Genomic DNA, 20,301 nt, shown 5'->3' with positions numbered 1-20,301 from the left:
TGTCTCCCTCAGTGTCCGGTCTTCGGGGTGTAGGTGGCCGGCTTCACCGGGATCTCGACCGTGACGGGGTCGGACCGGTCGAAGCGCAGCTCGACGGTGACCGTCTGGCCCCGCTTCGGCTTCCGCTTCAGCTGTTCGAACATCAGGTGGTTGCCGCCGCTCTCGAGCACCAGGCTGCCGTGGGCCGGGATGTCGAGGGCTTCGACCTCCCGCATGGCTCCGTCGACGGTCTCGTGCACGGTGACCTGGCCGGCGACGTCGCTGCTGACCGAGGTCAGCCGGTCCGCGGAGTCGCCCTCGTTGGTGATGGTGAGGAAGCCGGCGGCCATGTCGGAGACCGGCTGCGGCATGTACGCAGAGCCGACGGACAGGTCCGCCGTGCCGTCGTCCGAGCCGCCGCAGCCCGCCAGGGCCAGCGCCCCGGCGACGATCAGGGCAGCGGTTGCCGGGCGCCTCACGGGTTCTCACCCTTGATGATCTTGGGGAGGTCCTTGGTGTAGTCCTCGACGGTGGCGTCCTCGCCGTAGAGGACGTAACCGCCGTCGGTCTTCGGCGAGAAGGCGATGACCTGGGTGCCGTGGTCGGAGACGGTCTTGCCGTTGTCGTCCTTGCGCGGCGGGTCGATCGAGATGCCGAGGGTGCGGGCGCCGGCCTGGATGGTGTCGAAGTCGCCGGTCAGGCCGACGACCTGGGAGTCGATGCCCTTGAGCCAGGTGCTCAGCGCGGCGGAGGTGTCACGTTCCGGATCGGTGGTGACGAAAACGATCCGCAGCTCGTCCTGCTGGTCCCGGGGCAGCTGCTTCTTGGCCACGGCGAGGTTGTTCATCGTCAGCGGGCAGACGTCGGGGCAGTGCGTGTAGCCGAAGTAGATCAGGGTCGGCTTGCCCGCGGTCTCCTCACGGAGGTCGTACTTCTCGCCCTTCGTGTCGGTGAGGACGAGGTCCGGCTTCTGGAACGGGTTGTCGAGGACGGTGGCCGCCTTCCGGGCGCCGGCCTCCTCGGAGACCACGGCGAGGGGTTCACCGCTGTCGCCGGACCCGCTGCCGCAGGCGGACACGGTGAGGGAGGCGACGGCGAGCAGGGCCGCGGCCGTGAAGGTGTTCTTGCGCATGAATGGTCCTGAGAGGTGAGTGCTCCGGCGCGCACCGGGAGGCCACGGGGCCGTGGGCGGCCCGGTGCGCGCCGTCGAGAAGGGGGAGGGGTCAGGCGGTGGTGCGCCGACGCCCGGCGAGTACGCCGTAGGCGACGCCCGCGGCGCCGACCACGATGCCGACGACGCCCAGGACGCGGGCGGTGGTGTCGGTGCCGCCGGAGTCGCCCTCGTCGTCGGAGGCGGAGGTCTCGGCAGAGGCGTTCCCGGCCGCCGCGGTGTCGTCGGAGGTCTCGTCGTCGGCCGCGGCACCGTGCGAGTGGCCGTCCTCGGAGGCCTCGGACAGGGCGAGGACGGGAGCCGGGTGGTCGGGCTCCTCCTGGCCCTCCTGCGGCACCTCGATCCAGCGGACGACCTCCTTGTTGGAGTACGTCTGCAGGGCCTTGAAGACGAGTTCGTCGGCGTCCTCGGGGAGCGTGCCGACGGACACCGGGAACTTCTGGAAGAAGCCGGGCTCGATGCCGTCGCCCTTGGCGGTCCAGGTCACCTTGGAGACCGCCTCGTTGATCTTCTCGCCGTGCATCTCGAGCGGCTTGTCCAGCTTGGACTTGGTGACCTCGACGTCCCAGCCCTCGACCGGCTGCGGCATCACGGACGCCAGCGGGTGGTCCGTGGGGAAGGTGACCTCGAGCTTGGTGGTCGAGGCGTTGTCCCGCTCGTTGGGGACCTTGAAGCCGACGACCGCGTAGCCGCCCTTCGCGGCCTCACCCTCGGGCTGCACGCTGACGTGGGCGAAACAGGGGGTGGACACGGCGAGGACGGCGGCACCGGCGACGGCGCCGGCGGCGGCGATACGGGAAGCCTTCATGGCAGAAGCACTCCGCTTCGGTTGGGGTTTCACTGACGGTGAGGGAGGTGCCGTGCGTACGGCCGGACGGGCCTTTCGGGCCGGACGGCCGGGCGCACACGGGAACGGCCGCACGCGCGCGTGCCGCACGTCGGCGCCCCTCTCCGCGGCCGGGAACCCGGAGTGGTGGTCGCCTGGCGTCAGGCGGCGAGAGCGAGTGCGGTGGCGGCGGCCGGCGGGCCCCGGCGGATCACCGTGTGGTGCAGTCCGGCGGAACGGGGCGGGAGCGGGGCGAGCAGCGCGGTGCGCGCCATGCGCGGGGCCCCTTCCGGTGCTCCCGGGAGCCCGGCGCGCAGGGCACGCACCAGGGCGAGCGCCGCGCGGAGGGACCGTACGAGGGCTCCCTCGGCGACACCGTGCGCCGACAGCTCGGTCAGGCGCAGCAGGGCCAGGTCACCGCGGCGCAGCAGCCATCCGGCGGCCAGCGCCGCGAGGACGTGGCCGAGCAGCATCGGCAGTGACGGCAGCAGGGACGCCGGGGCGTCCACGGCGGCTTCCGCGTGGGTGGCGGTCCCGGCGCGGTGGACGCGTGCTTCGATCAGGACGCGCTCGGCCTGCGCGGGGCTGAGCCCCGCCGCGGCGGTTCCGCACAGCAGCCGTGCGGCCTGCTCGACCAGCGTGGCGTCGGAGGGCGCGGACGGCGACCCCGTGGCGGGTGCGCCGTGCTGTCCCAGGCCGAACAGCGTGTGCAGGGCCGTCTGGCCGCACACCAGCAGCAGGGCGATCCCGGGCAGCGACCGCGCGCGCCCGGCGAGCGGAGCGGCGACCGCGAGGACCCCGAGGAAGCCCGCGCCCAGCGTCCACAGCGGTACCGCGGTGCGGGAGGCGAGCGCGTGACCTGCCCCGGCCAGCACGACGCAGACCGCGGCGAACACCGCGGCCCGCAGGATCCGGACCCCTCGTCCGGAGCGCGCCGTGCGCGGGTGGGGGGCAGTCATGGCGCGCTCATCATCGCACCAGCCCGCCAACGGCCGTACGGCAGGTCCGCAAGATGAGGTACGACCGGAAGATCGCTTCTGTGGCGGAGTGCCCCACATACACCGGTCGGCTCCGCGACACACCCGCCATATGGGCGGTGTCACGTCAACTCCACGCTTACGGGCGAGGACTCAGGGCAATAGGTAACGGTATGTCGAGCCACAGCCAGGAGGCTGGAGCATGAGCATCTGGTGGTCACTCCATCTGCGGCGCGATGCCGCCAGCGTGCCGCTCGCCCGGCGCCTGTTGCTCGGCACCATGGAGACCGCGGGCGTCGACCCCGACATCTCCTACGACCTCTCCGTCGCCCTCAGCGAGGCCTGCGCGAACGCGGTCGAGCACGGCGGGGACACCGCGCGGGGCGGCACCTCGGAGGCCTTCCGGGTGACCGCCTACCTCGACGGCGAGAAGTGCCGTATCGAGGTCACCGACGCGGGCCCCGGCTTCCCCGGCGCGACCGGGAACCGCTCCCGTCCGCCGGCCCGCCCCGCGCCGTTCGACGCCGAGCACGGGCGGGGGCTGTGCCTCATCCAGGCGCTCGCCGACCACGTCCACGTCGGCAACAAGCCGGGACGGGGCGGCGCGGTGGTGAGCTTCGACAAGATCCTCAAGTGGCGTGAGAACGCCCCGCTCGTCGCGGTGTAGCGACGGCCGGGCACACGCGCGTGTGCCCGGCCGCCGTGTCGTGCGTCAGCCCTTCAGGGCGGCCATCCACGCCTCGACCTCGTCCGACCGGCGGGGCAGCCCGTCGGACAGGTTCCGGTTGCCGTCCGCGGTGACGAGGATGTCGTCCTCGATGCGGACGCCGATGCCGCGGTACTCCTCGGGCACGGTGAGGTCGTCGGCCTGGAAGTACAGACCCGGCTCGACGGTGAGCACCATGCCGGGCTCCAGCGTGCCGTCCACGTACGCCTCGGTCCGCGCGGCGGCGCAGTCGTGGACGTCCATGCCGAGCATGTGACCGGTGCCGTGCAGCGTCCAGCGGCGCTGCAGACCCAGCTCCAGCACCCGCTCCACCGGGCCCTCGACCAGGCCCCACTCGACGAGCCGCTCGGCCAGCACGCGCTGGGCGGCGTCGTGGAAGTCGCGGTACTTGGCGCCCGGCTTCACCGCCGCGATGCCGGCCTCCTGGGCGTCGTACACGGCGTCGTAGATCTTCCTCTGCAGCTCGCTGTACGTGCCGTTGACCGGCAGCGTGCGCGTGACGTCGGCCGTGTAGTACGTGTGCGTCTCCACGCCCGCGTCGAGCAGCAGCAGGTCGCCGGAGCGGACCGGGCCGTCGTTGCGCACCCAGTGCAGCGTGCAGGCGTGCGGTCCGGCGGCGCAGATGGAGCCGTAACCGACGTCGTTGCCCTCCACGCGGGCGCGCAGGAAGAACGTTCCCTCGATGTAGCGCTCGCTGGTCGCCTCGGCCTTGTCGAGGACCTTCACGACGTCCTCGAAGCCGCGCACGGTGGAGTCGACGGCCTTCTGCAGCTCGCCGATCTCGAAGTCGTCCTTGACCAGCCGCGCCTCGGAGAGGAAGACGCGCAGCTCCTCGTCGCGCTCGGCGGTGACCTTGTCGGCCAGCGCCGCCTCGATCCCGGCGTCGTGGCCGCGCACGACCCGCACCGGGCCGGTGGCCTCGCGCAGCGCGCCGGCCAGCTCGCGGACGTCGGAGGCGGGGATGCCGTACAGCTGCTCGGCCTCGGCGAGGGAGTGGCGGCGGCCGACCCACAGCTCGCCCTGGCCGTCCAGCCAGAACTCGCCGTTCTCCCGGTTGGAGCGGGGCAGGAGGTAGATCGTCTCCTTGTGGCCGTCGGCCGTGGGTTCCAGGACGAGGACGCCGTCCTCGGTCTGGTTGCCGGTGAGGTAGGCGTACTCGACCGACGCGCGGAAGGAGTACTCCGTGTCGTTCGACCGCGTCTTCAGGTTGCCCGCGGGGACGACCAGGCGCTCACCCGGGAAGCGGGCGGAGAGCGCGGCGCGGCGGGCGGCGGTCTCCGCGGCCTGGGGGATCGGCCGCAGATCGTGCAGCTCGGTGTCGGCCCAGCCGTTCCGCATGTTCTCGGCCAGCTCGTCGGACACGCCCGGGTACAGGCCGTTCTTGCGCTGCTTCACGGGCTCTTCCTCGGCAGTCTCCGGGGTCTCCGGCAGCTCCTCGGCCACGGTCATCCTCCTCGATACGGCACTGGACCACTCCCCATCGTACGGTCGTGCGGAAACGGTCGAACGGGGCGCGGGCCTGTGGCGGAGGGGGCGGGGAGAGCCGCGGGGAGCTACTCGAACCGCGCCGCCAGCAGTACCACGTCCTCCTCGGAGCCCGCCGTGCCCGTGCCCTCGGGCAGCACCGCGCGCAGCACGTGGTCGGCGACGGCGCCGGGGTCGCGGCGCAAGGCCTTCGGCACCCCGGCCGCCGCCGCGTGCAGCCGCGCGAAGGCGCGGTCGGTCGGGTCGCCGGTGCGGTGCAGCAGTCCGTCGGTGTAGAGCAGGACCGTCTCCCCCGGCTCCGCCTGGACCTCCACGCTCGGCGCCTCCCAGCAGGCGAGCATGCCCAGGGGGGCGGAGACCGACGTCTCGACGAACTCGGTGCGGCGCTCGCCGAGCAGCAGCGGCGGACTGTGCCCGGCACCGGCCAGCGTGATCCGGCGCAGCGCGGGTTCGCAGTAGCCGAACAGGGCGGTGGCCGACCGGGCGGGCTCGGTGAGCCGGAGCAGCAGCTCCAGGTCGGACAGGACGGCGACCGGATCCTCGCCCTCCATCACGGCGTACGCGCGCAGCGACGCCCGCAGCCGGCCCATCGCCGCGACCGCGACGGCCCCCGACCCGGTGACGGACCCGACGGCGAGGCCGAGGGCGGCGTCCGGGAGCGGCAGCGCGTCGTACCAGTCGCCGCCCCCGCGCGGGGAGGCGCGGTGCCGCACGGCGAGCTGGACGCCGGCGACCCGGGGGAGACGGGAGGGCAGCAGCTCCTCGGCCATCGTGGCCATGCACGCGCGGGTGCGCTCGAGTTCGAGGAGCCGGGCCAGGTGCTCGGCGGCGTGCCGGGCGTACAGGCCCACGAGGTGGCGCTGCCGCTTCGACGGCTCGGCCGGCTCGTCGTAGAGCCACACCGCGGCGCCCAGGCGTCCGGCGGCCCCGGTGGCGAGGGGGAGGGCGAAGCTGGCGGCGTAGCCGAGGCGGGCGGCGACCTCGCGGTGCCGGGGGTCGAGTCCCTTCCCGGCGAACAGGTCGGGTTCGGCGACGCCCTCGTCGGCGCCGGACAGTCCGTCGAGGATCCTGCCGTACGGCAGTGAGCCGCGCGGCACCGTCTCCATGTGGCCGAGATCCGCCCGGGCCAGTCCCAGACCGATGGTGGGGGCCGGGCCGAGACCGTCGGCGGGTTCCAAGGTGACGAGACCGCGCCGTGCGCCCACCAGGGCGGCTCCCGCGCGCAGCAGTTCCCGGAGCGCCTCGTCGAGCGTGCTCGCGCGGGCCAGGCGTTCGGTGAGCTCGTGGAGGGTCGTGAGGTCGGAGACCCAGCCGGCGAGCCGGCCCTGGAGCAGCGCGCCCGGCGCGCTGTGGGGGTTTGCCGGGGGAGCCGGGGAGGTACCCGCGGTGACGGAAGCGACAGTGTGTGCGGGTGAGGGAACCGTTGAATCGATTCCGGCCACTTTCGGAGGGTGCGGAGCGTTCATGGTGTCCGGCTTTCCGACCGGTACGTACTGCTCAAAAGCATCGCAAACCCCCATGTCATTCTGCGTCGCCGGCAGTGTCTCCACATGTACACGTATTCGTGAGGAGATGTCCAGCATTGTCCTGCTGGGATTCCTGGTGTCCGTGGGGCTGAAGAGAACTCCCTGCAGACCCCTTGCCGAAAGGTGGAGTTGGCTTGAAACTGCCTCAGGGGGAGGCTTATTGCGGTCGACTGGCCTTGCTCGACGGAGCGTCACGACGGTCGTGATGGGTACGTACCCGGTGAAGGCCAGGGGTGGTGGAGAACCGCTCGGGAACCTGGCGACGGACCCGGGCGTCTTAACCACCGACGACCGTGCCCCATCCTCCCGTGGCGGAGGCGGAGAGAAACACGCGCGACGGCAAACGCCAGACTTCGCCACCCCCACGCCACACCTGTACTTCTGATAGACGCGGTACGGGTGGAGCGGCCGTGGAGGCAGCCCATGCTCGGCCCATAGGGGTTACCCCTGCCTGGCGCGGGGGTGTGATGCGCCCATAGGTACGCACAGTGAAGTGATCGACACATGACGTGATCTGGACCACGGTGTTGCCAGGCGTGCAACGGAAAGGAACGAGCGCTCATGCGCGAGATCCTCGGAAGGCGACGCAGGCTCCTGTCCCGGCGCGGCGACGGAGGGCCCGATCTGACCGGCGCGGCCCTGACCTTCGCCACGGACTGGCAGTGGCCCGTACTCCCGGGCGTGGCGGCGGACCCGCAGGGCCGGTCCCGCTGCGCCTGCCCCGACCCCGAGTGCACGGTGCCGGGCGCCCATCCGTTCGACCCCGGCCTCCTCGCCGCCACCACCGACGCGCGCATGGTGCGCTGGTGGTGGGGGAACAGGCCGACGGCGCCGATCATCCTCGCCACCGGCGGAAAGGCTCCCTGCGCGGTGTCCCTGCCGGCTCTGCCGGCCGCCCGCGCCCTCGCCGCGCTCGACCGCGGCGGCATGCGGCTCGGCCCGGTCGTCGCCTCGCCGGCCCGCTGGTCGATCCTGGTGAAGCCTTACTCCATGGAGCAGCTGGGCGAGCTGTTGTACGCCAAGGACTTCGTCCCCGGCTCCCTCCGCTTCCACGGTGAGGGCGGCTACATCGCGCTGCCCCCGTCCGAGACCGCGCGGGGCGGGATCCGCTGGGAGCGCGCGCCGCTGCCCGGCTCGGCCTCGCCGTGGGTGCCCGGTGTCGAGGCGGTGGTGGACGCCGTGGTCGACGCCCTCACCCGTACGGGTGTGAGCGCGCCCGAGGTGTAGCGGGCGCGCACGGCGCCCCGGCCGGGGCGTGGTCCTTCCGCCCGGGCGGGAGGACCACGTGTCCCGAGGCCTCGCCGGTGGTGCCGTGAGGGACCGCGGATGCTGTCACTCGGGGCCAACTCTCAAGCGAACACTTGCAGTTGGCGGGCAACCGCGTTCCGTGAACGGTGGCCGACACGCGAAGGCCCGGTTGCTGGCGACGGGGGATGCACCAGCAACCGGGCTACTGGAACGGTAACAAGAGATCGGCGGTTCGCAAATTCGGTCTCGGCTTTTCCGGTCATCGATTGGCTTGTCCGGACCGGGAGTTGCGCACGGGCCGAGAGCGCGCGACCGGGCGGTCCCGCCGGCCGTGCGGCCGGCGGGACCGGGTGCGCGCTCTCGCCTCAGCTCAGCGTGACCTGGCGGTTCGTCAGGCCACCGCGCGCACGGCGCTCGTCGGCGGTCAGCGGCGCGTCCGTGGCCAGCGCGGCGGCGAGCCGCTCGGCGAACTCGGCCGCCGGCTTCTCCACGTCCTCGGCGCCGACCCCGCTGGGCAGGTCCCAGACCGGCACGGTGAGCCCGTGAGCGCGGAAGGAGCCCACCAGACGGGTGCCCTCGCCGAGGGAGGAGCCCCCCGCCGCGTGCAGCCGCGCGAGGGCGTCCAGAAGCTGCTCCTCGGGGTGCGGCATGACCCACCGCAGATGGTTCTTCTCGGGCGTCTCGCACCAGTACGCGGCGTCCGCGCCCGACAGCTTGACGGTCGGGATGGCCGCGGCGTTGGCCCGCTCCAGGGAGGCGGTGACGTCCGGCGTGGCGTTCTCCGGGTCCGGGACCCAGAACTCGAACCCGCTGTGCACGACCGGCTGGAAAGCACCCTCGGGGTCGAGCAGATCCTGCAGCCGTGGGCCGTCGGCGGGAGCCCGCCGGGCCTGCACCGGCGTGCCCGGGGCCGCGGTGAGCGCGCGCTGCAGCGTGTCGGCGAGGTCGCGGCTGATGTCGCCGGAGGAGGTCTCGTTCTGCAGGCCGAGCAGGACCGAGCCGTCGTCGCGGCGCAGGGCGGGCCAGGCCATCGGCAGGACCGTGGCCAGCGTGACCGACGGGACGCCCTCGGGCAGGCCGCCCTTGAGTGTCAGCTCGACGGTGGCGGCCGGCACCAGTTCGCGCAGCGCCACCCAGTCGCACTCGCCCGGCAGCCCCTCGAACGGGCGGTGCACCAGCTCGGTCGCCGCGTGCGCGGCGGCCCGGCCGTGGCAGGCCTTGTACCGGCGGCCGCTGCCGCACGGGCAGGGCTCGCGGGCGCCGACGACCGGGATCTGCCCGTCCGTGAGCTGCGGGCGCTTGGCCTTCGTCTGGGGTCGCTTCTTGGCCATCGTGGGTGTCTCCCGGTTACGGCTCGTCTCGTACGGGCGTGAGCCTAGCCGTTCGCGCCACGGCCGACGGGAACCTGTGGACAACGTGCCGATCCGGGACACCGCGGGCGGACACGGGACCGGAGCGACGCCGTGTCCGTCGCCCTCGGCCGGGTGCGCCCTCGGCCCGGGCCGCCCTCAGCCCAGGTCGTCGAAGACGTCCGCGAAGCCCAGCCCGGGCAGGCGGGAGACCGTGGGAGCCGTCACCCGCGCGGCGAAGTCCTCGCGCCGGTGCCCGGCTCCGGCGTCCGGGTCGTACACGTCGTCGTGGACGACGACCCATACCGTGACCTCGCCCGGCACCTCGTCGCGCACCCCCCAGTCGTCGGCCAGCGCGGTGATGATGTTCAGCCCCCGGCCGCCGTGCGCCGTGACCGACGGGGTGGCCGGCGCCGGACGGGTCGGACCGCCGCCGTCCGTGACCTCCACGACGAGCCGTCCGCACGGGTCCACCCGCCAGGCGGCGCGTACGTCCCCGTCCCCGGCCAGGGCCTCGCCGAGCGGCCGGCCGTGTTTGCACGCATTGCTCAGCAGTTCGGAAAGGATCAGTACGGCGTCGTCGACGACCGAGTCCGCCACCCCGCCGTCGCGCAGCTGCGCACGCATGCGGCGCCTGGCCTCCCCCACGCCCGCAGGGCCATGGGGTACGGCCATGCTCGACGACGTGGGCACCTCCTGTGCCACCACCAACGCCACCCCCGAGACCTCCTTCGCCCCACGCCACGGAGTGGATGCCCCATGGGCCCGAACCGGAAACCGGCCGATCCGTGAGCGGTGACGCACTCCAGGCGGTCGAACACGCAGCGAACGCGCCGGAGCACACCCCGTAGCCGTGTGGCTGGATTTCGTCGCTGTGGCCGAGAAGTGAGGATGCGCCGGAACCGGGCACCGGGTCAAGACGCGTGCGCGCCACTCCTGGGGCAGGTGGGACGGATGGGGCGCCACGCGGTCAGCGGCCGAGCTGGTCGAGCACCGCGCGGGGGCGGTTGGTGATGATGGCGTCCACGCCGAGGCGCACGCAGAGCTCCACGTCCTCCGGTTCGTTCACGGTCCACACGTGCACCTGGTGCCCGGACCGCTTCAGGCGCTCGATGTACGCGGGGTGACCGCGCACGATGCGGATCGAGGGCCCCGCGATCCGCACGCCGACGGGCAGTCTCCCGTCGCGCAGCCGCGGCGAGACGAACTGCGTCAGATAGACCGTGGGCAGCGTCGGCGAGGCGGCGCGCACGCGGTGCAGCGATCGCGCGGAGAAGCTCATCACGCGCACCGGGGAGTCCTCCGCGGCGGCGGGCGCGTCGAGGCCGAACCGCTTGAGCAGGAGCAGCAACCGCTCCTCCACCTGTCCCGCCCACCGGGTGGGGTGCTTGGTCTCGATCGCCAGCTCGACCCGGCGCCCGGCGTCGGTGACCAGCTCCAGCAACCGCTCCAGGGTGAGGACGGAGGTGGCCTCCCGGTCCTCCGGGCGGTGCTCCCAGTCCGGCTCCTCGGTGCGCGGCCCCCCGAAGGCGTCGCGGCTCTTCCAGGAGCCGAAGTCCAGGGCGGCCAGATCGGAGAGCTCGAGCGCCGACACCGCACCGCGGCCGTTGGACGTACGGTTGACGCGACGGTCGTGAACGCACACGAGGTGACCGTCGGCGGTCAGGCGCACATCGCATTCGAGCGCGTCCGCACCGTCCTCGATCGCTTTGCGATACGCGGCCAGGGTGTGCTCGGGAGCCTCCTCGGAGGCCCCGCGGTGCGCGACGACTTGGGTCGGGTGCTGCCGTGCGTGGGTCACCGCGTCATGGTGCCACCGTGCACGGGTAGACGGGTGCTCGGAGTGGCGTGAACGGGGTCGCCGTCCGGTCGGAGGCATCGGGTGGCGCGCCTTACGTGAGTAATGCCCTATATAAAGGATGGCTCCGGACCCACAGGATCGGCTTACGGTGCCCTGACGGCCCGTGGGAAAAGCTGACGTCATACAAAGGGACCTGCACAGCTGCATCGCGCCGGACTCGTGGACGGGCGTGAACGAGCGTGACCGAGTGCGACCGACAACAACAGCCGTGGATCTAGGAGAGAAGCTGTGAGCACCGAGAACGAGGGCACCGCGGTACCCCCCGCCCCGTCCGCACCGCCGCCCGCGCCGGTGGATGCTCCCGCTGCCTCGGCGCACCAGGGGCACCCGGCCCCGGGGGCGGCTCCGGACCCGGGCCGGGCCGCACCGCCGGCGGCGCCCGCGCAGAGCGCGGACCAGGGACACGGCCCCGCCCCCCAGGCGCCGGGGAGCGGGACCGGCTGGGGCCCGCACGGCGCCCCCGGCGGCCAGGGCCCCACCCCCTCCTCCTCCGCCCCCGACGCCTCCTGGCCCCCGCCCCCTCCGCCGTCCATCCCGTCGTACGGTGACGGCGGCGCCGGATACGGTCAGGGCGGCTGGGGCTCCCCGCCACAGCAGCCGGCGCCGAAGAGGAACGGCGGCGGACGCGGCCGTATGCTCGCCGCGGTCCTGGTGGCCGCGCTGGTCGCGGGCGGCGCGGGCGGCGGCCTGGGCTACACCCTGGCCAAGGAGAACGACAGCGGCGGCTCGACGACCCTCTCGGCGTCCGCCAGCGGCGGCAACGTGAAGCGCGACCCGGGCACGGTCGCCGCCGTGGCCGCCGAGGCGCTGCCGAGCACGGTCACCATCGAGGCCGAGAGCAGCAGCGGCGAGGGCGGCACCGGCACGGGCTTCGTCTTCGACACCCAGGGCCACATCGTCACCAACAACCACGTGGTGGCGGACGCCGTCGACGACGGCAAGGTCTCGGTGACCTTCCCGAACGGCAAGAAGTACGACGCCGAGGTGGTCGGCCACGCACAGGGCTACGACGTCGCCGTCATCAAGCTGGAGAACGCCCCCTCGGACCTGAAGCCGCTCACCCTCGGCAACTCCGACGACGTGGCCGTCGGCGACTCGACGATCGCGATCGGCGCGCCCTTCGGCCTGTCCAACACGGTGACGACGGGCATCATCAGCGCGAAGAACCGCCCGGTCGCCTCCAGCGACGGCGCCGGCAGCCAGGCGTCGTACATGAGTGCCCTGCAGACCGACGCGTCCATCAACCCGGGCAACTCCGGCGGTCCGCTGCTCGACGCCCAGGGCAACGTGATCGGCATCAACTCCGCGATCCAGTCCACCAGCAACGGCGGCTTCGGCACGGGGCAGGCCGGCTCGATCGGCCTGGGCTTCGCCATCCCGATCAACCAGGCCAAGTACGTCGCCCAGGAACTGATCAAGACGGGCAAGCCGGTGTACGCCAAGATCGGCGCGTCGGTCTCCCTGGAGGACACGGCGGGCGGCGCGAAGATCACCGAGCAGGGCGCGGGCGGCTCCGAGCCCGTCGACCCCGGTGGCCCCGCCGACAAGGCCGGTCTGCAGCCCGGCGACGTCATCACCAAGCTCGACGACCGGGTCATCGACTCCGGCCCCACCCTGATCGGCGAGATCTGGACCCACAAGCCGGGCGACGAGGTCACGATCACCTACGAGCGCGACGGCAAGGAGCGCACCGCGGAACTCACCCTGGGCTCCCGCACGGGCGACAACTGACCTCACCCCCGGACCCCGGACCCGTTACCCTTGTCCCCGCGCCGCCGATCACCGGCAGGCGCGGGGAGGCGTGCCCGAGCGGCCGAAGGGAACGGTCTTGAAAACCGTCGTGGCAGCGATGTCACCGTGGGTTCAAATCCCACCGCCTCCGCGCGATGAGCAGTGAGAATGGCCCCTGACCTGTGGTTTAGGTTGGGGGCCGTTCTCATGCTGGGACGCTGTGACTGCCCGGTGTTCCCCGTTGCTTACCGCTCTATCGGGCACGGTTGGGGCACGCCCACTGGGCCCCCGCGCCCGATGCTTGTACCGTTCCGAAGTGGCCTGGATATCACTAGTGGCAACACTTGTCGGTGGCGTGATTGCTTTAGGATCGGCACTTCTCGTGGAGCACCGAAGGGCACGGCGGGAGGCGGTGTCTGAGTGGCATAGGACACGGCGGGAGCTCTACTCAAGGTTTCTCGCGGCTCATGCCCAAGCTGGCAGCGATCTGCGGAACATCGCTGCCACGCCCGGCCTCGATGCGGGCGAGCGGTACCGGCTAACACGGTCGGCCTACACCCACTGCTACGCATCACGCCACGAATTGGAGATTCTGGCGCCGCCTTCCGTCGTTCGCCCGGCTGAGGAATGTAGTCGGGCAGTGCGAATGATGCGTGATGCCGTGAGCGCGGGGGCGCGTCTTGACAGCGATGAACTCGAGGAACTGACACGCAGGTACCTGGAACTGCGTCTGGAGACCAGAGGTGCCATGCGCTCGGACCTCTCGGCCGACAACAATTGATCTGCTTCGGGCTTTCGCCTGCGCTGCAACGTTCAACTTCGCCGAAGCCTAAGCCCACCACTCACCCCAGCTCCCATCCCGTCCGCCGTCGACCCACACACCGTGGAGCGGGCGTGGTTCATGGCGTCCAGGTGGAGCGCGCCACTGTACGAACGACCTGGACGCCATGGGCCGCGTCTGCTCGGCTCTGCCTGGGGCGACGGTGGACGGGATGGGAGCACCCCACGCACGCCACCTACGGACCCGCGGTCAGCGATGGCGCCCCCTCCATCCCGGTGCCGGCTGATCCCCCGCCGGAGGCATTGCCTTGACCGTGCCCCGTTCTGTGCGGTGATCGCCTCATGGCCTCCGGCCCTGTCCACGTGTGGGCGCGCGTCGGCGCAGCGCGGGCGGAGCGGGCCGGAGGCAGGAGCGGCGCCCGGAGCGGAGCCGGGAAGCGCGCCCGGCGGAGCGGAGCGCAGCCGGGGCTTGATGAGGTAGAGAAACCTGTAACAGCTTGCTGAGGGTCCGGCGGTCTTGTCCGTGTAGCCGCTGGCTGCTGGCATATGGGTGGAAGCGGCGGACATGGGGGCGATCGGTGAGCGATCTGACGGTGAATGCGTGGAAGCGGCACGGAAAGGATCGGCTCTACGTCAATCTGTCGGACGGCACAGCGGTCGCATGGGCTGATCGAGCGACGAAAACCGTGACGATCAAGGTGCAGAAGTATCGAGATGAAGCGTTAGCCCTGCTGCGGTCGCACCTTGGTGATGGGATCACCGTGGTCTCGGCGCCTGCTCGTACTCATACGTCGACCCCTCAGCCACCCGGTCGAGTGCCCGGTCCACCGGCCTCCGGACGCCGTGCGGAGCGGCTGACTCCCCTCCCGCCCCTCTCTCCCAGTGATGACCTGGCAAGGAACCGCCCCGGTGCCGCTCTTCTGGGGATGATGGCTGAGCGGGGACCATCAACTGCGCAAAGGCTGCGAGCGAAGCTGCTGCGGCAGTCCTCGGAATGGGATAACTGGTACACGGGGCTTGAGGGGGAGCGCCGGGTCGGCCGGGAGTTGGAACGCCTGACTGTCTTGGGCTGGCGGGTCCTTCACGGTGTCGAGAAGAGCAACGGTGGCGACATCGATCACTTACTGATCGGTCCTGGGGGAGTGTTCACCATCAACACCAAGACCCACCGAGGTGCCTCGGTCTGGGTTGGCGACACCATGGCCAAAGTCAACGGCGGGCAGCCGCACCCCTACGCTGCTGCGAGCAAGGCCGAGGCCGACTATGTGCGAGGGGTGCTGGGACGGTACTGCGACTTCACCGTGGCTGTTGAACCAGTCCTCGTTTTCGTCGGTGTCGCGTCTCTCGATCGCGCTGCTACTCAGTACGCGGTGCGCATCTACCAGGAGCGAGAAGTCGCGGCTCTCGGTCCGCTGGTCGGCAAGCTCACCCCTGAGCAGGTGGAGAGAGCGTACGCCGTGGCGCGTCACCGCCGTGTCTGGCTCAAGGCCTGAGCTTGCCTATCCTGGAGTAGACGGCTTGTAAAGCCTGCTCGGCGCAGGCGCTCGTATGCCTCGGCCACGTCGGCGGGGATCGGTTGGCTGATCATGAATCCCTGATCTGGGTAGACCATCAATCGCTGAAGTGCACCGACCAGCATGTCGATCACTAGGTGGGCGTCGCCGATGGAGTCGACGTACTGGTCGAGCGTCATCGGAGTGGAAGCACTGACGACCTCGACTTCGGGCCAGAGCTTGCGTGCGGTGGCGTACGCTCGCCGCTCCTCGTAGGGCTTGCTGATCAGTAGTACCGAGGACACTTCGATGCCGGCCTCTTCCAACACCTCTCGTGAGAAGCGGATGTTCTCGCCCGTGTTGCGGGCGCGCGGTTCGACGAGAACGGCCGTGCTGGGGACACCAAGCTCTAGTGCCCGTTCCTGGTAGTGGACGGCTTCACCGCGGGGCATGCGTTCCCGTGTTGTGGGACTGGTGGCGCCGGTGAACAGGAGCAGGGGGGCCATGCCGCGCTTGTACAGGTTCACTGCCGTGTCGGCCACGCCTAGGTCGTGGCTGCCGAGTCCGATGGCAACCGAGCATGGCCGGGGTGAGTGGCCCATCTGGTGGTAGTCCCACACGCGCCGGGCGTCTGCCCAATCCTGTGTCGAGATCACTGCTGACCTTCCCTGTCCTTCGCCGAGTCGGGCACCTTAAAGTCGTACTCCCACGCAAAGCGCGATGCCGCGTGTACCCCGATGGCGAACTCCACGATGGTGCCGTCGGCGGTGTAGGTCGTCCGATGCAACTCGACGACCGGTTCACCCGGCGGTAGCTGGAGCTGCTTCACCTCGTCCGGGGTGGCGGCACGGGCGAACAGTCGCTCCCTCATGTGATCGATCTCGTAACCCGCGTCGTACAGCACGCGAAATCCACCGCCTCGGCCGGCGGGTCCCGGCGTGGGGTCCACCAGCCGCGTGCCTTCGACGTGCTCGGGCCGGTAGTAGCTGGTCAGCGTGTGCGTCGGCTGATCGCCTTCCTTGACCAGACGCGCGCGGGCGTAGACCTCGGCGCCCTCCGGTAGCCCGTGTGCGGCTGCCACCTCCGGTGGTGCCACGACGCGACTGACCGTTTGGGTCTGCTCGTTCCGGCGGTACCCCCGCCCGGAAGCCACGCGGTCCGCGATGAAGGCGACCTCGTCGCCGTCCCGCCACTTGGCTTTGTCGTAGCGGGCGATGCCCAAGCGCTTGAGGGGAACTTGCTGGCGCACGACGGTGCCGTGGCCGCGCGACGAAGTGACCAGACCTTCGGCTTCCAGTGCCTTGTAGGCGGCATGCACGGTGGCCTTGGAGCCTTCGCCTGCCTCGACAAGCGTTCTGATGTGCGGAAGCTGCTGGCCAGGGGCGTATTCACCCCTTCTGATCTGCTCGGCCAGCTTGTCTGCCAGCTCTCGCCACTTGGGCGCCATCTAGAACCCCTCTCGACGAGGACTAGTGAAACATAGTCCTAGGACTGTTGACAGTCCTAGGACTGCGATGCACTATCTCTCTTAGCGGCTCGCAGTCCTAGGACAGCGAGCATCAAGCGGCCCTGTTGGGCTGCTCCAACATCAACGCTGGGAGTACTGATGCCGTCCTTCAAGATCGACACTTCGACCGCTGTGGTGTTCGTGGCGACTGCGCCGGAACCCAAGATGGCGAACAAGAAGACCGGTGAGCGGGCCGTGGACCGGGACACCGGTGCGGCGCTGTCGACGGTGGGCCTGCTGGTCTCGGACGAGGGAGAAGGGAACCTGTACCAGGTGACCATCCCGGAGACGGGTTACCCGGAGGGTCTGGCGCCGGGTATGCCGGTGCGGGTCGTCGGGCTGAGGGCGCGGGACTGGGAGAACGAGTTCAACGGCCAGAAGCGGCACGGGATCTCGTTCCGCGCGGTCGCGATCACCTCGGTGGCCTGACCATGGCTGACCTGCCGACGTGGCTGGAGGCCACGGGAGCCTTAGCAGGGGCCAGCGGCCTCGGCTACGCGAAGGTCCGCGCTCCGCGCGTGTACTGGTCGCTGGTCGGGATGCCGGTCACCTGGGGCCGGTTCACCTTCTCCTACGCCTCGACGATGGACGTGTGCGGTCTGACGGTTCAGCCGTCCGCCCTGCGGGCGTTCATGACGCGCAACGTGGCCCGCCGTGAGGTGCGGCCCGTTCCGCCGAAGGTGCGCCGGGTGCGTCCGACCTCGACCGGGCTGCGGGTCTCGCTGCGGCTGCCCGCGGGGCTGGAGCCGGCCGACATCGCCGCTTCCTCGCAGCGCCTGCGGCACGCCTGGGGTGTGCAGTCGGTGACCGTGATGGAGTCCAAGCCCGGCTATGTCGAACTGCGCATGACCGGCTATGACGTCCTTGGCCGGGTCCGGATGCCACGCCGGGCCGTGTCCCGTGACCTGGTGGTCCCGGTGGCGCTGCGGGAGGACGGCACGGTCTTCGAGCGGGACTACCGCAAGATCCCGCACGCCCTGACCCTGGGCGCGAACCAGTCCGGCAAGTCGATGTATCAGCGCAACCTGATCCAGGGCCTGGCTCGGCTGCCGGTGGGCCTGGTCGGCATCGACTGCAAGCGCGGAGTCGAGCAATCCCGGTACGCGCCGCGGCTGTCGGCGCTGGCCACCGACCGCGAGAGTGCCGGGCACCTGGTCGACGCGCTGGTGGCGGAGATGGAAGAGCGCTTCGATCTGCTCGCCCTGCGTGGCGTCTCGGACCTGTGGGAGCTGCCGGCGAAGGTGCGGCCGGCGCCGCTGGTCGTGCTGATCGACGAGGTGGCGGAGTTGTTCCTGGTGACCTCCAAGAAGGAGGAGGCTGCCCGCGATCACACGGTCATGCAACTGGTGCGGCTCGGCCAGATGGCCCGCGCGGTCGGGATCTATCTGGAGGCGTGCGGGCAGCGCTTCGGCTCCGACCTGGGCAAGGGCGCCACCGCCCTGCGGGCCCAGCTCACCGGGCGCGTGGTCCACCGCGTCAACGACAAACAGACCGCCGAGATGGGCTTGGGCGACATCGCCCCGGACGCCGTGGTCTCCGTGACCGGCATCCGGGCAGACCGTCCCGGTGTCGCGGTCGCCGGCGACGCCTCCGGCTACTGGTCCCGCATCCGCACCCCCGAGACCACCCCGGCACAAGCGGAGGCAGTCTGCCGGGAGTTCGCCCACCTGGCCCCGGACCTGCCGTTCCTGGCCCCGTTCCGCCCGGCCCTCTGCGCCGATGCGGCTGCCGAGCCCGCCGGCATCTAGCCCTCACTTGCTCGCCCCGGTCGGCGTGACCGCCTCACGCCATGCCCCTACCCGAGCCATGCCGAAAACCGAAAGGAGAGATCGCAATGACGGTCATTCCGTTCCCGCCGCCCGACCCGCGGCCGGTGGATCCGTTGGAGTCGGCCTTGCTGTCCGCCTGGAACAACTCGCCGGACGTCATGGACGACTACCAGGACGACGAGCCGGAGGACACCTCCGACTCGCCTTGGGCCTGGTGACTGCCATGGCCGCACGCAAGTCGACCGCCCGCCGAACGCCGCCGGCCAAGCCGTGCCCGGCCTGCGAGGGCACCGGCGAGGTTTCCCGGTCCGTCCACGTCGGCCGCAAGCGCCGGGTCGCCGGACAGCAGACCGGCATCTGCCTGTCCTGCCTGGGTGCCGGAGAGGTCCCCGCCGACGAGTGACCCGCCCGAGCTGAGGGCCGGACCTCGGCCCCCGCCCCAGCCCGATTTCCCGAACGGAGGTGAAGACCGTGTTCCGCTCGATCCGTATCGACGCCGTGCTCATTCAGGCCGTGATCGCCGGTGCCCTGTCCTTCGCCCACCTGCACGACCTTGCCGAAGCGGCCGGACAGACCGGCTGGAAGGCATGGGCCTATCCCGTCTCCGTCGATCTGCTCCTGGTCGCGGCCTGGCGCCGGCTGCGCACCGCCCGCCGCGACCGCTCGGCCTGGACGTGGTTCGTCATCGCCCTGGTCGCCTCGCTCGGCGCGAACGTGGCGACCGCCGGGCTCCTCGACCTCGACCACGTTCCGGCCTGGCTGCGCATCCTCGTCGCCGGCTGGCCCGCGCTGGCCTTCCTCGGCGGCACCCTCCTCGTCCACCAACCCACCGACCCCGCGCCGGAACCGGCCCCTGTGCCCGCTCCCGTGCCGGTCGTCGACCGCCCCGAGGAACCCGAACCGGCCCCGGAGATCACCACACCGGAGCCTGCTCCGGCCCTGCCCGAAGCACCGGCCCCCGCGGTGCCGCCCGCGCTGGTCGACCACGCACGCAAGGTCGCCACCGAGCACCGCACCCGCACCGGAACCGACATCGACACCGCCACCCTGCGCGCTCGCCTCGGCATCCCGGAAGACCTCGCCAGCGCGATCGTCGCCCAACTCGCCTGAAAGGAGGTGACCCCTCGTGCGCCCGAACCGCTTCTACGACGTGATCCGCATCGGCCCCGTCAAGGTCGGCACGTTCCACAACGGACGCGGCCAGACCCGGCACACCGCCGCCTGCACCGCCCCGAACTGCGGCTTCTCCACCGAGCACCGCGACCGCTCCGCGGCCGAACTCGCCGCCCGTACCCACCGCTGCACCTGAGAGGAGGACACCACCATGCAGCTCCCCGAGGACCAGCTTCGCGCCGGTCACATCCCCGCCGACCTCTACCGGCAGATCCCGCCCGGTACCGACGTGCGCCGCGTCGTGATCGTCCAGGAAGCACCCCGCTCCTACACCGGCCCGATCGTCCTGACGCTAGTCGTCGTCACCGGGTCCGTCGCGGTGCTGCTGGTGATCGCCTTCGTCGTCCAGGTCGTCGCCGGCGCCGCCGTCGCGGTCCTGTCGGCCACCGGCGGACTCAGCTACGCGATCAACCGCACATCCAAGACACGAAAGGGCATCTGACATGGGCTTCTTTAGCCGCAAGAGCAACGACACCCCGGCTAACCCGGAGATGACCGAACTCGGCCGTGAGTACGCCATCGCCAAGCGCCACGGCGACCGCAAGACCGTCAAGCGCATCACCCGGCAGATCGGCGCCTCCGGCCTGAACGAGGGTGACCGCACCTCGTTCGAGCAGGGCCGCGCCTCCTACGACGCCATCCCGCCGGCCTACTCCAAGCGCCGCAACCGCCGCCGCTAACGCCCCCCGGGGCGGCCTC

General features: G+C 71.2%; 23 protein-coding genes and 1 tRNA gene. 13 read left to right on the top strand and 11 right to left on the bottom strand.

All coding sequences use genetic code 11. The features are described 5' to 3' along the window. Window positions 1-8 precede the first annotated feature (8 nt). The 4 genes from ACZ8ZB_RS16595 to ACZ8ZB_RS16580 form a co-directional block, all read right to left on the bottom strand. Window positions 9-458, bottom strand: a complete 450-nt coding sequence (locus ACZ8ZB_RS16595; RefSeq protein WP_470738484.1) for a copper chaperone PCu(A)C — start codon at window positions 456-458, stop codon at window positions 9-11. Continuing rightward, complete coding sequence (locus tag ACZ8ZB_RS16590; RefSeq protein WP_470738483.1) at window positions 455-1,111, bottom strand: SCO family protein; 657 nt, start codon at window positions 1,109-1,111, stop codon at window positions 455-457. Before ACZ8ZB_RS16590 ends, ACZ8ZB_RS16595 begins: the two co-directional genes overlap by 4 nt. 91 nt (window positions 1,112-1,202) lie before the next feature. Next, entirely contained in the window at window positions 1,203-1,958 is a 756-nt protein-coding gene (locus tag ACZ8ZB_RS16585; protein ID WP_470738482.1) for a YcnI family copper-binding membrane protein, read from the bottom strand. Between the two features lie 179 nt (window positions 1,959-2,137). Beyond that, window positions 2,138-2,935 carry a hypothetical protein gene (locus ACZ8ZB_RS16580; RefSeq protein WP_470738481.1) on the bottom strand — a complete coding sequence of 266 codons (798 nt, stop codon included), beginning with the start codon at window positions 2,933-2,935 and terminating at the stop codon, window positions 2,138-2,140. A gap of 220 nt (window positions 2,936-3,155) precedes the next feature. On the opposite strand from ACZ8ZB_RS16580, the gene ACZ8ZB_RS16575 reads away from it, so the two are divergent. Then, the gene (locus ACZ8ZB_RS16575; RefSeq protein ID WP_470738480.1) at window positions 3,156-3,620 is read left to right on the top strand and encodes an ATP-binding protein; all 465 of its coding nucleotides are present in this window, start codon (window positions 3,156-3,158) and stop codon (window positions 3,618-3,620) included. Window positions 3,621-3,665: 45 nt separating this feature from the next. Here the strand turns inward: ACZ8ZB_RS16575 and ACZ8ZB_RS16570 are convergent, their stop codons facing one another. After that, window positions 3,666-5,123 (bottom strand): aminopeptidase P family protein, encoded by a 1,458-nt coding sequence (locus ACZ8ZB_RS16570; RefSeq protein WP_470738479.1) that lies wholly within the window; start codon window positions 5,121-5,123, stop codon window positions 3,666-3,668. Window positions 5,124-5,233: 110 nt separating this feature from the next. Further along, window positions 5,234-6,748, bottom strand: a complete 1,515-nt coding sequence (locus tag ACZ8ZB_RS16565; protein ID WP_470738478.1) for a PP2C family protein-serine/threonine phosphatase — start codon at window positions 6,746-6,748, stop codon at window positions 5,234-5,236. 504 nt (window positions 6,749-7,252) lie between these two features. On the opposite strand from ACZ8ZB_RS16565, the gene ACZ8ZB_RS16560 reads away from it, so the two are divergent. Then, window positions 7,253-7,918, top strand: a complete 666-nt coding sequence (locus ACZ8ZB_RS16560; RefSeq protein ID WP_470738477.1) for a bifunctional DNA primase/polymerase — start codon at window positions 7,253-7,255, stop codon at window positions 7,916-7,918. Between the two features lie 386 nt (window positions 7,919-8,304). Here the strand turns inward: ACZ8ZB_RS16560 and ACZ8ZB_RS16555 are convergent, their stop codons facing one another. The 3 genes from ACZ8ZB_RS16555 to ACZ8ZB_RS16545 all read right to left on the bottom strand — a co-directional run bounded on the left by ACZ8ZB_RS16555 (window position 8,305) and on the right by ACZ8ZB_RS16545 (window position 11,089). Further along, window positions 8,305-9,270 (bottom strand): DUF5926 family protein, encoded by a 966-nt coding sequence (locus tag ACZ8ZB_RS16555; RefSeq protein ID WP_470738476.1) that lies wholly within the window; start codon window positions 9,268-9,270, stop codon window positions 8,305-8,307. 177 nt (window positions 9,271-9,447) lie between these two features. Then, window positions 9,448-10,092, bottom strand: a complete 645-nt coding sequence (locus tag ACZ8ZB_RS16550; RefSeq protein ID WP_470738475.1) for an ATP-binding protein — start codon at window positions 10,090-10,092, stop codon at window positions 9,448-9,450. Window positions 10,093-10,258: 166 nt separating this feature from the next. Then, window positions 10,259-11,089: a glycerophosphodiester phosphodiesterase gene (locus ACZ8ZB_RS16545; protein WP_470738474.1), complete on the bottom strand. Its 831-nt coding sequence runs from the start codon at window positions 11,087-11,089 to the stop codon at window positions 10,259-10,261. A gap of 288 nt (window positions 11,090-11,377) precedes the next feature. On the opposite strand from ACZ8ZB_RS16545, the gene ACZ8ZB_RS16540 reads away from it, so the two are divergent. The 3 genes from ACZ8ZB_RS16540 to ACZ8ZB_RS16530 all read left to right on the top strand — a co-directional run bounded on the left by ACZ8ZB_RS16540 (window position 11,378) and on the right by ACZ8ZB_RS16530 (window position 15,153). After that, the gene (locus ACZ8ZB_RS16540) at window positions 11,378-12,880 is read left to right on the top strand and encodes a S1C family serine protease (protein WP_470738473.1); all 1,503 of its coding nucleotides are present in this window, start codon (window positions 11,378-11,380) and stop codon (window positions 12,878-12,880) included. Between the two features lie 64 nt (window positions 12,881-12,944). Continuing rightward, window positions 12,945-13,031, top strand: a tRNA-Ser gene (locus ACZ8ZB_RS16535). Window positions 13,032-14,238: 1,207 nt separating this feature from the next. Further along, window positions 14,239-15,153, top strand: coding sequence for a nuclease-related domain-containing protein (locus ACZ8ZB_RS16530; protein ID WP_470738472.1), 915 nt, complete (start codon window positions 14,239-14,241; stop codon window positions 15,151-15,153). Here ACZ8ZB_RS16530 and ACZ8ZB_RS16525 read toward each other — a convergent pair. Then, window positions 15,126-15,809, bottom strand: a complete 684-nt coding sequence (locus ACZ8ZB_RS16525; RefSeq protein ID WP_470738471.1) for a YdcF family protein — start codon at window positions 15,807-15,809, stop codon at window positions 15,126-15,128. The two genes, ACZ8ZB_RS16530 and ACZ8ZB_RS16525, sit on opposite strands and share 28 nt — an antisense overlap. Beyond that, window positions 15,806-16,600 (bottom strand): GntR family transcriptional regulator, encoded by a 795-nt coding sequence (locus ACZ8ZB_RS16520; protein WP_470738470.1) that lies wholly within the window; start codon window positions 16,598-16,600, stop codon window positions 15,806-15,808. The genes ACZ8ZB_RS16525 and ACZ8ZB_RS16520 overlap by 4 nt, the downstream gene beginning before the upstream one ends. 159 nt (window positions 16,601-16,759) lie before the next feature. On the opposite strand from ACZ8ZB_RS16520, the gene ACZ8ZB_RS16515 reads away from it, so the two are divergent. From ACZ8ZB_RS16515 to ACZ8ZB_RS16480, 8 genes are all read left to right on the top strand, one after another. After that, window positions 16,760-17,089, top strand: coding sequence for an SCO3933 family regulatory protein (locus tag ACZ8ZB_RS16515; protein ID WP_391141101.1), 330 nt, complete (start codon window positions 16,760-16,762; stop codon window positions 17,087-17,089). A gap of 2 nt (window positions 17,090-17,091) precedes the next feature. Then, window positions 17,092-18,408, top strand: a complete 1,317-nt coding sequence (locus ACZ8ZB_RS16510; protein WP_470738469.1) for an FtsK/SpoIIIE domain-containing protein — start codon at window positions 17,092-17,094, stop codon at window positions 18,406-18,408. Window positions 18,409-18,494: 86 nt separating this feature from the next. After that, complete coding sequence (locus ACZ8ZB_RS16505) at window positions 18,495-18,647, top strand: hypothetical protein (RefSeq protein WP_470738468.1); 153 nt, start codon at window positions 18,495-18,497, stop codon at window positions 18,645-18,647. 5 nt (window positions 18,648-18,652) lie between these two features. Next, window positions 18,653-18,832, top strand: a complete 180-nt coding sequence (locus tag ACZ8ZB_RS16500; protein ID WP_470738467.1) for a hypothetical protein — start codon at window positions 18,653-18,655, stop codon at window positions 18,830-18,832. A 68-nt stretch (window positions 18,833-18,900) separates the two neighbouring features. Further along, a complete protein-coding gene (locus tag ACZ8ZB_RS16495; RefSeq protein WP_470738466.1) occupies window positions 18,901-19,539 on the top strand; it encodes a DUF2637 domain-containing protein in 639 nt (212 codons plus the stop codon). A gap of 16 nt (window positions 19,540-19,555) precedes the next feature. Beyond that, window positions 19,556-19,738, top strand: coding sequence for a mobile element transfer protein (locus ACZ8ZB_RS16490; RefSeq protein WP_470738465.1), 183 nt, complete (start codon window positions 19,556-19,558; stop codon window positions 19,736-19,738). A 15-nt stretch (window positions 19,739-19,753) separates the two neighbouring features. Further along, the gene (locus ACZ8ZB_RS16485; RefSeq protein WP_470738464.1) at window positions 19,754-20,044 is read left to right on the top strand and encodes a hypothetical protein; all 291 of its coding nucleotides are present in this window, start codon (window positions 19,754-19,756) and stop codon (window positions 20,042-20,044) included. Window position 20,045: 1 nt separating this feature from the next. Further along, window positions 20,046-20,282: a hypothetical protein gene (locus ACZ8ZB_RS16480; protein ID WP_470738463.1), complete on the top strand. Its 237-nt coding sequence runs from the start codon at window positions 20,046-20,048 to the stop codon at window positions 20,280-20,282. Window positions 20,283-20,301: the final 19 nt, after the last annotated feature.

It is taken from the genome of Streptomyces sp. 12E (assembly GCF_055633275.1).
Note: the sequence above shows the minus strand (reverse complement) of the source record. Positions and strands in the feature narration are given on the sequence as shown.